The sequence below is a fragment of the Kitasatospora sp. NPDC054768 genome (genome assembly GCF_053612025.1).
Genome location: NZ_JBSHBN010000210.1, coordinates 1 through 13,785, shown reverse-complemented (window position 1 = coordinate 13,785; position 13,785 = coordinate 1). Strand labels below are relative to the sequence as shown.

12 protein-coding genes and 1 rRNA gene are annotated in these 13,785 nt (G+C 71.3%); 1 reads left to right on the top strand and 12 read right to left on the bottom strand.

The genetic code is table 11. The features are described 5' to 3' along the window. Positions 1-174 precede the first annotated feature (174 nt). Positions 175-1,671 (top strand): MFS transporter, encoded by a 1,497-nt coding sequence (locus tag ACWGKU_RS37190; protein ID WP_452180723.1) that lies wholly within the window; start codon positions 175-177, stop codon positions 1,669-1,671. Positions 1,672-1,812: 141 nt separating this feature from the next. Here ACWGKU_RS37190 and ACWGKU_RS37185 read toward each other — a convergent pair whose 3' ends face one another. From ACWGKU_RS37185 to rrf, 12 genes are all read right to left on the bottom strand, one after another. After that, complete coding sequence (locus tag ACWGKU_RS37185; RefSeq protein WP_380548855.1) at positions 1,813-3,228, bottom strand: DNA polymerase IV; 1,416 nt, start codon at positions 3,226-3,228, stop codon at positions 1,813-1,815. Between the two features lie 66 nt (positions 3,229-3,294). Next, on the bottom strand, positions 3,295-4,017 hold the full coding sequence (locus ACWGKU_RS37180) for a SanA/YdcF family protein (protein ID WP_452180722.1): 723 nt from the start codon (positions 4,015-4,017) through the stop codon (positions 3,295-3,297). Between the two features lie 94 nt (positions 4,018-4,111). Further along, positions 4,112-4,756 carry a MerR family transcriptional regulator gene (locus ACWGKU_RS37175; protein WP_401046369.1) on the bottom strand — a complete coding sequence of 215 codons (645 nt, stop codon included), beginning with the start codon at positions 4,754-4,756 and terminating at the stop codon, positions 4,112-4,114. A gap of 223 nt (positions 4,757-4,979) precedes the next feature. Beyond that, positions 4,980-5,456 carry a bifunctional nuclease family protein gene (locus ACWGKU_RS37170; RefSeq protein ID WP_224276619.1) on the bottom strand — a complete coding sequence of 159 codons (477 nt, stop codon included), beginning with the start codon at positions 5,454-5,456 and terminating at the stop codon, positions 4,980-4,982. A 97-nt stretch (positions 5,457-5,553) separates the two neighbouring features. After that, positions 5,554-6,249 (bottom strand): transcriptional regulator FtsR, encoded by a 696-nt coding sequence (gene ftsR / locus ACWGKU_RS37165; protein WP_359915026.1) that lies wholly within the window; start codon positions 6,247-6,249, stop codon positions 5,554-5,556. A gap of 179 nt (positions 6,250-6,428) precedes the next feature. Next, entirely contained in the window at positions 6,429-7,310 is an 882-nt protein-coding gene (locus tag ACWGKU_RS37160; protein ID WP_359915009.1) for an FHA domain-containing protein, read from the bottom strand. A 229-nt stretch (positions 7,311-7,539) separates the two neighbouring features. Then, a complete protein-coding gene (locus tag ACWGKU_RS37155) occupies positions 7,540-8,454 on the bottom strand; it encodes a DUF881 domain-containing protein (protein ID WP_452180724.1) in 915 nt (304 codons plus the stop codon). Between the two features lie 295 nt (positions 8,455-8,749). Continuing rightward, positions 8,750-9,082: a small basic family protein gene (locus tag ACWGKU_RS37150; RefSeq protein WP_030062488.1), complete on the bottom strand. Its 333-nt coding sequence runs from the start codon at positions 9,080-9,082 to the stop codon at positions 8,750-8,752. Further along, positions 9,079-10,167, bottom strand: a complete 1,089-nt coding sequence (locus ACWGKU_RS37145) for a DUF881 domain-containing protein (protein WP_452180721.1) — start codon at positions 10,165-10,167, stop codon at positions 9,079-9,081. The genes ACWGKU_RS37150 and ACWGKU_RS37145 overlap by 4 nt, the downstream gene beginning before the upstream one ends. A 191-nt stretch (positions 10,168-10,358) precedes the next feature. After that, positions 10,359-12,854 (bottom strand): sugar phosphate nucleotidyltransferase, encoded by a 2,496-nt coding sequence (locus tag ACWGKU_RS37140; RefSeq protein WP_401046365.1) that lies wholly within the window; start codon positions 12,852-12,854, stop codon positions 10,359-10,361. A gap of 124 nt (positions 12,855-12,978) precedes the next feature. Beyond that, positions 12,979-13,599 carry a CDP-alcohol phosphatidyltransferase family protein gene (locus ACWGKU_RS37135; protein ID WP_452180720.1) on the bottom strand — a complete coding sequence of 207 codons (621 nt, stop codon included), beginning with the start codon at positions 13,597-13,599 and terminating at the stop codon, positions 12,979-12,981. A 99-nt stretch (positions 13,600-13,698) separates the two neighbouring features. Next, positions 13,699-13,785: ribosomal RNA gene (gene rrf / locus ACWGKU_RS37130) — 5S ribosomal RNA — on the bottom strand; the annotation flags it as partial.

Below are 13,785 nucleotides of genomic sequence, written 5' to 3'. Positions count from 1 at the left end.
GCCCCGGACACCGTCCGGGGCCCTGGTCGCGCGCCCGACCGGGCGCCCGACCGCCCTTGTCGCGTACCCGACCGTTCGTCTTTGCCAAAGCTTAACCACTCGATATTTGACACTCTGAAGTATCTCCCTGCATGGTTACTTCAGTTCATTCACTATGTACGGGAGGAAGCAACCGTGAGTGAGGCACCACAGCCCACCACCGCGGCCGAGAAGCAGAGCAGCGCCCGGGTCCTGCCGGCCCTCATCCTGGCGATGCTGTCGTTCAGCGTGGTGCAGACCGCGGTCGTCCCGATCCTGCCCTCGCTGGCCAAGGAACTGAGCGTCTCCGCCTCCAGCATCACCTGGCTGATGACCGCCAACCTGCTCTCCGCAGCCGTGCTGACTCCCCTCCTGGGCCGCTTCGGCGACCTCCGGGGCCGCAAGCCGATGCTGCTGATCTCGCTGGCCGGCCTGGTCGCCGGTTCGGCGCTGGCGGTCAGCACCCACTCCTTCACCTGGCTGGTCGTCGCCCGTGTCCTCCAGGGCGCCGGCGGTGGCGTCCTGCCACTGGCGATCAGCATCGTCCGGGACGAGCTGCCCAAGCGGAAGGTGACCGGCGGCGTCGCCGCCATCAGCGCCTCGATGGGCGTCGGCTCCGGCCTCGGCCTGGTCGCCACCGGCCTCCTGCTGGAGCACTGGGACTACAAGTCGATCTTCTGGATGGGCCTGGTCTTCGGCCTGATCGCGATCGCCCTGGTCGCCTTCCGCGTCCCGACCGACCCGGTCACCGACAAGGAGGGCGGCGCCGACCCGCTCGGCGCCCTCACCCTGGCCGCCTGGCTCTCCGCGCTGCTGGTCGCGGTCAGCCAGGGCAACCACTGGGGCTGGACCTCCAACAAGACGCTCGGCCTGTTCGCCGTCGCCGCCGTGGTCGCCCTGGTCTGGGGGATCATCGAGACCAAGGTCGCACACCCGCTCGTGGACATGAAGATGATGGCCCGTCCGGCCGTCGCCTTCACCAACGTGGCCGGCCTGCTCATCGGCTTCGGCATGTACGGCTCCTTCATGGTCATCAGCAACTTCGCCCAGACCCCGGAGAAGCTGACCCACTACGGCTTCACCGCCAGCGTGCTGCACGCCGGCCTCCTGCTGCTGCCGTCCGCGATCGGCTCGATGGTCGCCGCCCCGGTCGGCGCCCTGCTGATCGCCCGTCGCGGCCCGCGTCTGCCGCTGGTCCTCGGTGGCGTCCTCGGCGCCGTCGCGATGGCCTACCTGGCCGTGCGCCACGGGCACGAGGGCGACATCTACACCGCCTCGGCGATCTTCGGTCTCGGCGTCGGCCTCGCCTTCGCCGCGATGCCGGCCTACATCAACGGCGCCGTCCCGGTCGAGCAGAGCGGCATCGCCAACGGCATGAACTCCGTGCTGCGCACGGTCGGTGGCGCGATCGGCACCGCCGTCATGGCCGCCATCCTGACCGGCGACACCATGAAGCTGCCGCCGCAGATCCCGCTCTCGCTGCCCACCCTGGACGCCTACAAGCATGCGTTCTGGACCGCGGCCGTCATCTGCGCCGTCGCCGGCGTCGTCCCGTTCCTGATCCGCGGCGGCACCGCGGCCGCCACCGCGACGGTCGCCGGCGGCGCGGCCCAGCAGGACTCCAGCCCCGAGCTGGTCAAGACCGACGCCTGACAGGGCGTCCGGCCCCCGCGCTCAGGGACAGGGCGCGGGGCCCGGCCTCCGTACGTCGCGAGGGCATCACGAACGTACGGGGTCCGGCACGCTGATCGGCCCCACCCGGTACTCCCCCACCGGGTGGGGCCGCTTCGCGTTTCAGGCGCCCTCCGCCGGACCGCCGCCCTCGTCCGGCGCTCCGTCCGCCCCCTCGTCCCGGCGCAGCGGCAGCGGCCGGGAGGGTTCGAGCGCCGGGTCGTCCACCGCGAAGGTCCGCACCCGCCCGCGCTCGCTCCACGGCGTCTCGAACCGTACGGTGACCCTCCCGACGCCGCTGCCCTGCACCCAGCCCGGTCCGTACTCCGCGTGCCGGACGTCCTGCCCGGGCATCCAGCGCCGCACCACGACGGCCTCCGGCTCCTCCGCGGCCTCCTCGGTCTCGGCCGCCGCCTCCGCGTGCTCCGCGGCCTCCTCCCGCAGCGCCTGGGCGAACAGGTCCTCCTGGGTGTAGTCGGCGAGTTGGGCGACACCCACGCCGAGCAGCCGGACCCCGCCGGTGATGTCGACCTGCTCGGCCAGCCGGCGCGCGGTCGCGGTGATCACCGTCTCGTCGTCGGTGGGCCCGCCCAGCGTCTCCGAGCGGGTCAGCGTCGAGAAGTCGAACCGCCGGACCTTGAGCACCACCGTCCGGCCGGAGCGCCCGGCCGCCCGCAGCCGCCGCACGCACCGCCCGGCCAGCGCCTCCACCTCGCGCAGCACCCGCTCCCGGTCGGCCAGGTCCACCTCGTAGGTGTCCTCCACCGACACGGACTTGGCGTCCTGGTCGGCGATCACCGGCCGTTCGTCCAGCCCCGTGGACATCTGGAAGATCCCCGCGCCGTGCGCCCGCCCGACCAGCTGCACCAGCTCCGCCTCCCCCGCCTCCGCGAGGTCGGCCACCGTGTTCAGCCCGGCCCGGCGCAGCACCTGCTCGGTGGCCGGCCCGATCCCGGGCAGCGCCCGCACTGGCATCGGGCCGAGCACGGCCCGCTCCTGCCCGGGCTCGACCATCACCAGCCCGTCCGGTTTGGCCTGCTCGGAGGCGATCTTGGCCATCAGCTTGGACCCGGCCGCCCCGACCGATCCGGTCAGCCCGGTCAGCCGCTGGATGTCCGCCCGCAGGTCCTCCGCCAGCGCCAGCACCAGCCGCTCGCCGGTCTCGTGGTCCGCCTCCAGCAGCGCCGGTCCGTACGGACCGGCCTCCAGGTCCACGAAGGCCTCGTCCAGGCTGAGCGGCTGCACCAGCGGGGAGAGCTGCCGCAGCAGTCCCATCACGATCTCGCTGTTCTGCCGGTAGGCCTCGAACCGCCCCGACAGGAAGGCGGCGTTGGGGCAGAGCCGGCGCGCCTGCGCCATCGGCATCGCCGAGTGCACCCCGAACCTGCGCGCCTCGTACGAGGCCGTGGAGACCACCCCGCGTCCGCCGAGCCCGCCGACGACCACCGGCTTGCCGCGCAGGCTCGGCTTGGCCGCCTGCTCCACCGCCGCGAAGAAGGCGTCCATGTCGAGGTGGATGATGCTCGGCAGAGATCGCACCCGCCGATCATCGCGTACGGGTCCGACAGTGCGTGCGAACCCGGCCGGACGGCCCGCGCCCGGGGGCTACCGCTTCGCCGCCTCCGCCAGCGCCTTCGGGATGCCGTCCTCCTGGGGCCCCAGGAACAGCGGGTCCGGCCGCAGCCAGGCGTTGGCCGCCGCCTTGCCCGCCCCGGCGACCTCCCGCAGCCCGCCGTACAGCCAGGTCGCGTCGTGCAACTCGGGCACCCCGACGGCGTAGGAGCGGATGCCCGCCGCCTCGCACAGGGCCAGCGCGCGGCGGACGTGGAAGTCCTGGCTGACCAGCACCGCGTGGTCCACCCCGAAGATCCGGCGCGCCCGGGTGCAGGAGTCCCAGGTGTCGAAGCCCGCGTAGTCGCGGACCACCCGGTCCTCGGGCACCCCGTGCTGGGTCAGGTAGGTGTACATCGCGTCGGGCTCGTCGTACTCGACCCGCCCGTTGTCCCCGGTCACCAGGATCGCCTGCACCTTCCCCTCCCGGTACAGGTCCACCGCCGCGACCAGCCGGTGCTCCAGGTACGCGGAGGGCTTGCCCTGGTACAGCCCGGCGCCGAAGACCACGGCGACCGGCGCGGAAGGTGCGCTCTCCACCGTGCCCACCCGGTCCCCGGCGGCGAACCACACCCAGGCGCTCGGCGCCAGCGCGAGCGAGCAGAGCACCGTTCCGACCTGGAACACCCTCCGCTGCGTCCGCCGCTGCCGCAGCCGCGTCCTCAGCAGCCCGGCCCTGCGCCGCAGCAGCCCCGATATCCCGGTGCCGACCTCCACGTGCCCTCCCTCGATCCCGTCAACCAGGCAACACGACGAGGCCGCGGGTCCGAACGGTTCCCCGTCCGGGCCCGCGGCCCCGTCGAACGCCTGCTCAGACCGCCCGGTTGCGCCGCTGGGCCAGCTCGTCGGCCGGGTCGTGCCCGACCAGGGTCTCGCCGGTGTCGGTGCGCTCGGCGTGCAGCCGGCCGAGGGTGAGTTCCAGCTCCCGCCAGACCGCTCCCACCGCGATGCCGAAGACTCCTTGACCGCCCTTCAGCAGGTCCACCACCTGCTGCGGCGTGGTGCACTCGTACACCGTCGCGCCGTCGCACATCAGCGTCAGCCCGGCCAGGTCGGCCTGGTCGGCGGCCTGGAGGTGGGCGACCGCCACCCGGATGTTCTGCAGCGAGACACCCGCGTCGAGCAGCCGCTTCACGATCTTCAGCAGCAGGATGTCGCGGAAGCTGTAGAGCCGCTGGCTGGTCGACGGGTACGCGGTGCGGACGCTGGGCTCCAGCAGTCCGGTGCGGGCCCAGTAGTCCAGCTGGCGGTAGGTGATGCCGGCCGCCGCGCAGGCCGTCGGGCCGCGGAAGCCGAGCAGGTCGGACGTCGGGGCCAGCCGCTCGATGGCCGGCTGGCCCGGTTGTACGGCCGGGAACCTGCCCATCCGGGGGAGATCCGTGACGGTGCGAGCGGTGCGCGGCATGTGCACGGCGCACCGGCCTCCTGCGGCCGCGTCATCGCCGGTGCTGCTCATGCCTGCCTCCGTCCACTTGTGCTGCGGGCAACCCGACTGCGGGCATCGGCCACCCGGACAGCCACTCCTGACGGTAGGCAGTCCCCTATGACCCGTCAACGATCGCCACGCCGGGTCAGACAAACCACATCACTCAGGAGAGTGGTTTTTCGTGCCCCTAGTGTGGGTAGATGGACGGATTTTGGCAAAACGGTCGGCCACACGGCCGCACGGCCGGTCCCCGCTACTGCGGACCGCTGCCCCCGAAGTCCTCGGGCGACACCTGGTCGAGGAACTCGCGGAACTTCTCGACCTCGTCCTCCTGCTCGTCCGGGATCGCGATGCCCGCCTCGGCGAGCACCTCCTCACTCCCGTAGATCGGCGTGCCGGTGCGCAGCGCCAGCGCTATGGCGTCGGACGGCCGGGCGCTCACCTCGACCCCGCCGGAGAACACCAGCTCGGCGTAGAACACGCCCTCCCGCAGGTCGGTGATCCGCACCTCGGTGAGCTGCTGGCCGAGCGCCTCCAGGACGTCCTTGAAGAGGTCGTGCGTCAACGGGCGCACCGGCGTCATGCCCTGCTGGGCGAAGGCGATCGCGGTCGCCTCGCCGGGGCCGATCCAGATCGGCAGGTAGCGATCTCCCCCGACCTCCCGCAGCAGCACGATCGGCTGGTTGGAAGGCATCTCCACTCGGACACCCACGACGTCGAGCTCATTCACACACGCAACCCTATGGCTCCGCTCCCGGATATGAAAGCGCAGAGCCGACGCCGCTGGTCAGCGCGGTGCAGCCGGTGCCGCCGAAATACCACGGCCGCTATCCGCGGGACCGCAGACCGGCCTGGACCATCGCCGCGTGCAGCCGCACCGACAGGGTCGCGAGTTCCCGGGCGGTGGCCTCCGCGTGCGCCCTGGTCTGCGGGTTCCGGTGCCGGCGCAGCGGCGCCACCACCTGCTCCACCAGCGCGATCTCGCGGTCCGCCGCGGCCTTCATGGCGCGCAGGTGCCGGGGCTCCAGGCCGTACCGGCCGAGCTCCGCGACCAGTCGGGCCACCTGGAGCGCCTCGCCGTCGTAGCCGCCGTCCGGGCCCGCGGCGACCAGCCCGTAGGACTCCCACTCGGCCAGCTCGGGTTCCCCCGCCTCGGCCGCCGCGAGCAGCTCGGCACGCCCCAGCCGGACGCCGGAGGGCACCTCGCCGGCGGCCACCAGCTCCCGGTCCGCCTCCTCCAGCGGCCCGGGCCGGGTGTCGGCGGCGGAGGGCAGCGCGGGAGGGTTCTCGCCGCGCTCGATCGCGTCCAGGTGCTCCCGGATCACCCGCAGCGGCAGGTAGTGGTCCCGCTGCATGCGCAGGACGTAGGCCAACCGCTCGACGTCGGCCGGGCTGAACTTGCGGTACCCCGAAGGCGTGCGCTGCGGCTCGACCAGCCCCTCCGCCTCCAGGAAGCGGATCTTGGAGATGGTGACCTCGGGGAAGTCGTCGCGCAGGAAGGCCAGCACCGCGCCGATGCTCAGCAGTTCGTCACCGCCGCGCCGCCGCCCGGCGGGCCGCTCGCTCCGGAGCGGCTGCCGCGGGCCCGCGACCACCCCGCGCCCGCCGCGGTCCGCCTGCGGACCGGACGGGATGGGGGTGGCCGCCCCGAGAGAAGAGGAAGGGGTATTCGTATTCACTCGGGCTCCTGCCGACGTCGCTTTCAGTACCCCCGGTTGTGGCCGGCGAAGAACACCAGCCGGTACTTCCCGATCTGCACCTCGTCGCCGTTGTTCAGCGACACCTCGTCGATCCGCTCCCGGTTCACGTAGGTGCCGTTGAGGCTGCCCACGTCCGCGACGCTGAAGCCGGCCGGGGTGCGGCGGAACTCCACGTGGCGGCGCGAGACCGTGACGTCGTCCAGGAAGATGTCACCCTGCGGGTGACGACCCGCCGTGGTGATGTCCGAGTCCAGCAGGAAGCGGCTGCCGGAGTTCGGACCGCGCTGCACGATCAGCAGGGCCGAGCCCGGCGGCAGCGCGTCGATCGCCGACAGCACCTCGGCCGACAGGGCCGGCGTGGCGCCGGTGCCGGTCGTGGTGGTGGGGTCGTACGACTCCAGGCCGGAGATGGAGATGGTCGACGTGGTCTCCGCCGCCCCCTCCGGGAGCAGGCCGCCGCGCAGCGCCGTGCCGCAGTTGGAACAGAACCGGGCCGAGGCCGGGTTCTGGTTGCCGCACCTGGGGCACGGAGTGGGGCCAGCCATGTTCACAGCCTCCTGGCGCGGCACACCCGACGGGTTGTGCCCGGCGTACGGATCCGGGGCAAACCCTCCACCAGAGGTTGAGGGTCCTGACGGGAAACCTATGCGCGGCTCACCGGAGGGGTCAACCGACGCGCCGTAGCCCGCCGGATTCCCCGCGTACTGGGCGGCGCCGCCGTCCCGGTACAGCTGCTGACCTGCGTACGGCGCGGCCTCGGGGGCCGGACGCATGCCCGGCACTGCGGGCTCGTCCTCCGGTCGGCGGTGACGCGCGGTGGGCGCCTCGACGGCGGCCGCGTCACGGCCCTTGTTGCGACCGAACAACTTCGAGAAGAAACTCACGGGCGAATCCCCTTGCGTGTGACAGACCCGCCCGCGGGGCAGGGTGAGAACCTCGGACATGCTGCGAGCCCGGTCGTTGCGGCTCGGGATCGCCGGAGCGGTACTCCGGCGGTCGGTACTGCGGTTGTTGCTCCGGAGCGTACTGGTGCGAACCAGTCTCGCCCATGCGACGGCGGCGTCCCCCGGCGGGTGCCGCCCGCCCTTGACGGGCCGTTCGTCGGGCGCCCCGTCACTTCGGAGCCGGCTTGGCGTACTGCGGCGACTTCGGGTCCACGAGGGCGTCGACGACCACCTTCTGCTGCTGGGCGATCGTCGCCCGCGCCTGGTGGCTCTCCAGCGTGCGGACGACACCTCCCGGGATGTTCAGCGCGGGTGTCAGATCCTGCGGGTTCCCCACGACCGTGAAGCGGTAGGGCTGCGAGACCTTCTTCCCGTCGATCTGCACTCCACCGCCCGACAGGTCGGTGAAGTAGGTGTTGACCACCACGCGCACGTCGTTGATCTGAATCGCCTCCGCCCCCGCCGCTCGAAGTTCTTGCAGGGTGTCCAGCAGCATATCTGCCTTCACCTGCCCTTGGGGATCATCGACCGTGAGTACGATGCCCGGACCAGTGGCTTTGACGGTACCGGCGAGCACACCGAGCTCCGTCACCTTCTTCCTGGTCTGCTCCTGGGCCTCCTTGGCCTGGTTGGAGCTGTTCTCCAACTTCGCCAGGGACTGCTCCAGCTCCGCCTTCTCCTGCTGGAGACGCTGCTGACGGCTGTCCAGTTCGTCGAGGATCCGCACCAGGTCCTCCTGGCGGGCCCCGCGCAGCTGGCTGTGGTGGTCGTTGGTCGACCGCACCTGGATCGCCAGCCCCAGGCCGAGCGAGAACAGCAGCAGCGCCACCACCAGCTGGCCGCGCGACAGCCGCGGCGGCCAGAGCGCCGCCTTCAGCCGCCGCCGGCCGGTGTTCCGGTCCGAAGCGGGCTCGGGCTCGGGCGCCGCTTCCGGCTCGGCCTCGGGCTCGGACTTGGGCTCGGCCTCGGGCTCGGCCCCAGGCGCGGGTACCGGCTCGGGCTTCGCCTCGGCGACGGGCCCGGCCTTCGCCTCCGGCGTCGTCCCGGCCACGGGTGCCGGCCCGACGACCTTCGTGAGCCGCAGCGTCGGCTCGGGCGCCGGATCGGCCTCAAGCTCAGCCTTAGCGTCAGACTTCTCCTCCTGGGCCTCCTCGGCGGCGGTCCCCGCGGCCGAGGAGGCGACCACGGCCGGGTCCTCCGAGCCTTCCGGGCCGGACTCCCCGTCCGCCTCCGGCCCGGGGGTGCCCATGGCCTTCTCGGCGGGCTTCACGGCCGCCTTGACACCGACGACCTCCCGAGGTTCCCCGCCAGGCTTCCCGGCGGCCGGACCGACCGCCGCCGCCTCCGGCTCCTCCGCCACCGCCTCCTCGCGGCGCGGCTCAGGCACGGAAGACATGGCGCCGGATCGCGGCCGCGTTGGAGAAGATGCGGATGCCGAGGACGACGACCACACCGGTGGACAGCTGCGAGCCGACCCCCAGCTGGTCACCAAGGAAGACGATCAGTGCCGCGACCACCACGTTCGACAGGAACGAGACGATGAACACCTTGTCGTTGAAGATCCCGTCGAGCATCGCCCGGACACCGCCGAACACGGCGTCCAGCGCCGCCACCACCGCGATCGGCAGGTAGGGCACGACGGCGTCCGGCACCTCGGGTTGGACGAAGAGGCCGACGACCACCCCGATCACAAGACCCAGTACGGCAATCACGGTCTGGCTGCTCCTGTCCCTGTCGTGGTCTTGGTGGGTCCGGTCGACGGACGCCGCTTGGTGGTGGGAGTACCGCCGGGCCCGGCCGACGAGGCCGATGCGGAAGACGGGGCCGATGGTGAGACGGACGCGGCGGGGCTCTCCTGGGTTCCGGCTCCGGTCGGCGGCGTACCGCCCGGAGTCGTCGGGGAGGCCGCGGGCGAGGTCTCGGGCGTCACCGGCTGCGCGGTCCGCAGCCTCACCCCCACCGCCGCCGGCAGCGTCAGGTTCTTCTGCACGGAGAGCGTCGACTTGATGCCGTACTGCTCCTGGAGCAGCCGCAGGTACTGCCCGGCCATGTCCTTCTCGAAGGCGGTGAGGAGCTTCGAGCCGTCCCCGACCGCCTGGATGCTGTACGGCGGCACCAGCGGCCGGTTGTCCACCAGCACCGCCTCGCCGGCGGCCCGGATCGCGGACAGCGCGGTCAGCCGCTGGCCGTTGATCGCGATCGCCTCGGCCCCGGATCCCCAGAGGCCGTTCACCACCAGCTGCAGGTCACGGTCCCGCAGCCGTCCGCTGTTGGAGAAGCCCTGCCCGGCCCGCGGGTCGACGTTGCCGCCGGCGCCCGTGCCCGTGGCGTCCTCCAGGACCAGCTTCAGGCCCGGCCCGGCGACCGGGCCGAGGCCCACCGCCCCGCTCAGCCCGCCGGGATCGCCGTCCCCCGAGGCGAGCGCCTGCTGCTGGGTGCTGTCGACCTTGAGCCGCAGCTCCTGCACCTGCTTCTGCAACTGGTCGGCCGAGGTGTTGCTGTCGTTGATCCGGTGGATCAGCGCATCCCGCTCCTTGGCCAGCGACGGCTCGGCCTTGTGGGCGTTCACGGCGCCCACCGTCACCACCCCGCCGACCAGCGCCAGCCCGGCGCCGAGCGTGAGCAGCCCCTGCCAGGTGCCGGGTATCCGGCTGTCGCGGGCTCCGCCGCGCGCGGCGGCCGCCTCCGCATAGCCCTCGTCGAGGCTGTGGTCCATCACATTGGTCAGCAAGGACATCGAGGCGTCCGGACGGTTGTACCGTCCGTTCGGGGCACTCGGTGTCGGCGTCGCTGGCATGGAGACCATCGTCCCACGCCGCCGACGGGCCCCGTGCACGGCCCCTGAGCTGCACACACGCTGCACACATGACGGAAAGTGACGGATTGCTCCGAACAGTGTGAAAACGGACAGCGGGGCGCACGAATCACAGCGTGCGCCCCGCCGTTCGAGGCAGTTCCGAGCCTCAGGCAGTGCTCAACCCCGGACGCTCACCGCCCCGCTCCGTCGACCACGGCCGCCCACTCGTCCAGCAGCGCCTCGGTGGCCTCGTCATCCGGGCCCTCCGCCCACAGGTGGGTGACCGCCTCGGCCGGGTCCGGCAGCACCAGCGTCCACCGCCCGTCGGCCTCGACCACCCGGACGCCGTCGGTGGTGTCCAGTCGACGGCTGCCGGCCGCCTCCACCACCGAGCGCATGACCATGCCCTTGGCCGCCCACGGCGTCGCGATGTCCCGGCGCCGGATGTGCGCCTGCGGAATCCGCGCGTCGATCTGGCTCAGCGTGAGCTGGGTCCGCGCCACCAGGCCGACCAGCCGGACGAACGCCGCGGCGCCGTCCAGCACCCCGCTGAACTCGGGCACCACGAAACCGCCGCGCCCGTCCCCGCCGAACACCGTGCCCTCGGCGGAGGCCGCCTTCGCGAGGTCGTCCGGCGTCGTCGTGGTCCAGATGACCTGGGTGCCGTGGTACGCCGCGACCTGCTCGGCGATCCGGGTCGTGGTCACCGGAAGTGCCACCTGTCCGCTGCGCCGCTCGGCCGCGACCAGGTCCAGCAGCACCAGCAGCGCCCGGTCGTCGTCGATCACCCGGCCTAGCTCGTCCACGAACGCGACGCGCTCGCCCACCGGGTCGAACCGGACGCCGAAGGCCGCCCGCGAGGAGGCGACCAGCTCGCCCAGCCTGGCCAGCCCGGCCCTGCGCTCCTCCGCGTCCTCCGTCGGCCTGGCCTCGTCCAGCCCGGTGGAGACGGTCAGCGCCTCCACCCCGAGCCGGCCGAGGATGCTCGGCAGGACCAGGCCCGCGCTGCCGTGCGCGGTGTCCACGACCACCTTCAGCCCGGCCTCCCGGACCCCGGTGGTGTCCACCGTCCGCAGCAGGTTGCCCGCGTAGGAGTCGAAGACGCTGGAGGGGAAGGTCAGGTCCCCGATCTCCCCCGGGAACGCCCGCCGGTACTCCTGACGTGCGTAGACCCGGTCCAACTTGCGCTGGCCCGCCTGCGAGAGGTCCGCCCCGCGCTCGTCGAAGAAGAGGATGTCCAACGAGTCCGGCACACCCGGCGTGGTCCGCAGGAAGATCCCGCCGGCGCTCCCCCGGGCCGTGTGCTGCCGGGCCACCGGCATGGGCACGTTCTCCAGGTCGCGGACGTCGATCGCGGAGGTCTGGAGCCCCGAGATCATCGCCCGTTTGAGCGCACGCGCACCACGCGAGTGGTCACGCGCGATGGTGACGGTGGCGCCCTTCTTCAGCGTCGTCGCGTACGCCCCCGCCAGCCGCACGGCCAGCTCCGGGGTGATCTCGACGTTCAGGATGCCCGAGACGCCGCGCACCCCGAACAGGTGCTCCTGACCGCGCGACTCCCAGATCACCGAGGTGTTGACGACGGCGCCGGCCTCGATGGTCTTGAACGGGTAGACCCGGACGTTCGCCCCGATGATCGACTCCTCGCCGACCAGGCATTCGTCCCCGATCACCGCGCCGTCCTCGATCCGCGCGGCCCGCATCACATCGGTGTTCTTGCCGACCACGCAGCCCCGCAGGTTGCTCTGCGGCCCGACGTAGACGTTGTCGTGCACCACCGCCCTGTGCAGGAACGCGCCGCGCTTGACGACCACGTTGCTGCCCAGCACGGTGTGCTCGCGGATCTCCACCCCGGCCTCGACCTTGGCGTAGTCCCCGATGTACAGCGGCCCGCGCAGCACCGCGTCCGGATCCACCTCGGCGCCCTCGGCGACCCAGACGCCCGGGGAGATCTCGAATCCGTCCAGCTCGACGTCGACCTTCCCCTCCAGGACGTCGGCCTGGGCCTTGCCGTAGCTCTCGTGGGTGCCCACGTCCTCCCAGTAGCCCTCGGCGACGTAGCCGTAGACCCGCTTGCCCTCCTTCAACAGCTGTGGGAAGACGTCACTCGACCAGTCGACGGACTCACCCGCCGCCACGTAGTCGAAGACCTCGGGCTCCATCACGTAGATGCCGGTGTTCACCGTGTCGGAGAAGACCTGCCCCCAGGTCGGCTTCTCCAGGAAACGCTCGACCCTCCCCTCGTCGTCCGTGATCGTGATGCCGAACTCCAGTGGATTCGGCACTCTCGTGAGACAGACGGTGACCAGAGCGTTCTTGCTGCGGTGAAAGTCGATCAATTCCGAGAGATCGAAGTCGGTCAGCGCGTCACCGGAGATCACCAGAAAGGAATCGTCCTTGAGCGCGTCCTCGGCGTTCTTGACACTCCCCGCAGTGCCCAGTGGCGTCTCCTCGTGGGCATAGGTCAGATGCATGCCCAGCTCTTCGCCGTCACCGAAATAGTTCTTGACCAGCGACGCCAGGAACTGCACGGTGACGACGGTGTCGGAGAGGCCGTGCCGCTTCAGCAGCCGAAGCACGTGCTCCATGATCGGCCTATTGGCGACCGGAAGCAGCGGCTTCGGCATGCTGGAGGTCATCGGGCGGAGTCGGGTGCCCTCGCCCCCTGCCATTACAACGGCTTTCATTACGGGTGCGTCCTCCTTCGCGGTGGTGGACCAACAGGTCCATCAAAGCGTTCCAGAAGGTTCTCTACCCGGAAGGTATCGTCCGACGCACCGATGAGGCGTGGGGCTTCTCTCAGATCACGTCTCAGACTGTGGACGCGGAGCCCGCGGTGCTCGCCCGGACGATCCGCCGCGCCTGAACCGCGTAAAGAATCGCGGCCCACCAGTACAGCGTCGTCCCCCACCAGATGAACGCCCAGCTCACCACCTCGGCCGGCCGGGCGATCCAGCTGTCCACGCTGCCGAGCAGCAGAAGCGGAAAGGCGTACATCAGATTGAAGGTCGCCGCCTTGCCCAGGAAACTCACCTGGAGCGGTCCGTAGCCGTGCCGGTTCAGAATCGGCAGCAGCGCGGCGATGAATACCTCACGGGCCAACAGGATCGCGGTGAGCCACCACGGCAGAATCTCACGCCAGGTCAATCCGACCAGCGTGGACAGCACATAGAGCCGGTCGGCCAGCGGATCGAGCAACTGCCCCACCCGGCTGATCTGCCCCCACCGCCGGGCGAGCTTCCCGTCCAGGTAGTCGCTGATCCCGCTCAGCATCAGGATCAACAGCGCCCAACCGTCATTGTTGGGCCCGTCGAACACCGGCCACAGCATGAGCCAGAGAAAGAGCGGAACACCGACCAGCCGGCCCATGCTCAGCATGTTGGGGATGGTGAGGACGCGATCGGTCTGGACCCGCGTCTCCTGGACCTCCACCCGGGGGCCTCCTGTCCCGTGCTACGACAATTGCATGTTGACCCTACAACAGAGAAGCCCCCGACCGGTTCACCCGGCGGGGGCTTCTCTAGAATAATTGTTCGGCGGCGTCCTACTCTCCCACAGGGTCCCCCCTGCAGTACCATCGGCGCTGTAAGGCTTAGCTTCCGGGTTCGGAATGTAACC

What these genes read in the sequence shown, in the direction of transcription:
- ACWGKU_RS37140 (WP_401046365.1), bottom strand. Translation starts at nt 12,854, where the DNA reads ATGAAAGCCGTTGTAATGGCAGGGGGCGAGGGCACCCGACTCCGCCCG.
- ACWGKU_RS37175 (WP_401046369.1), bottom strand. Translation starts at nt 4,756, where the DNA reads ATGAGCAGCACCGGCGATGACGCGGCCGCAGGAGGCCGGTGCGCCGTG.
- ACWGKU_RS37145 (WP_452180721.1), bottom strand. Translation starts at nt 10,167, where the DNA reads ATGCCAGCGACGCCGACACCGAGTGCCCCGAACGGACGGTACAACCGT.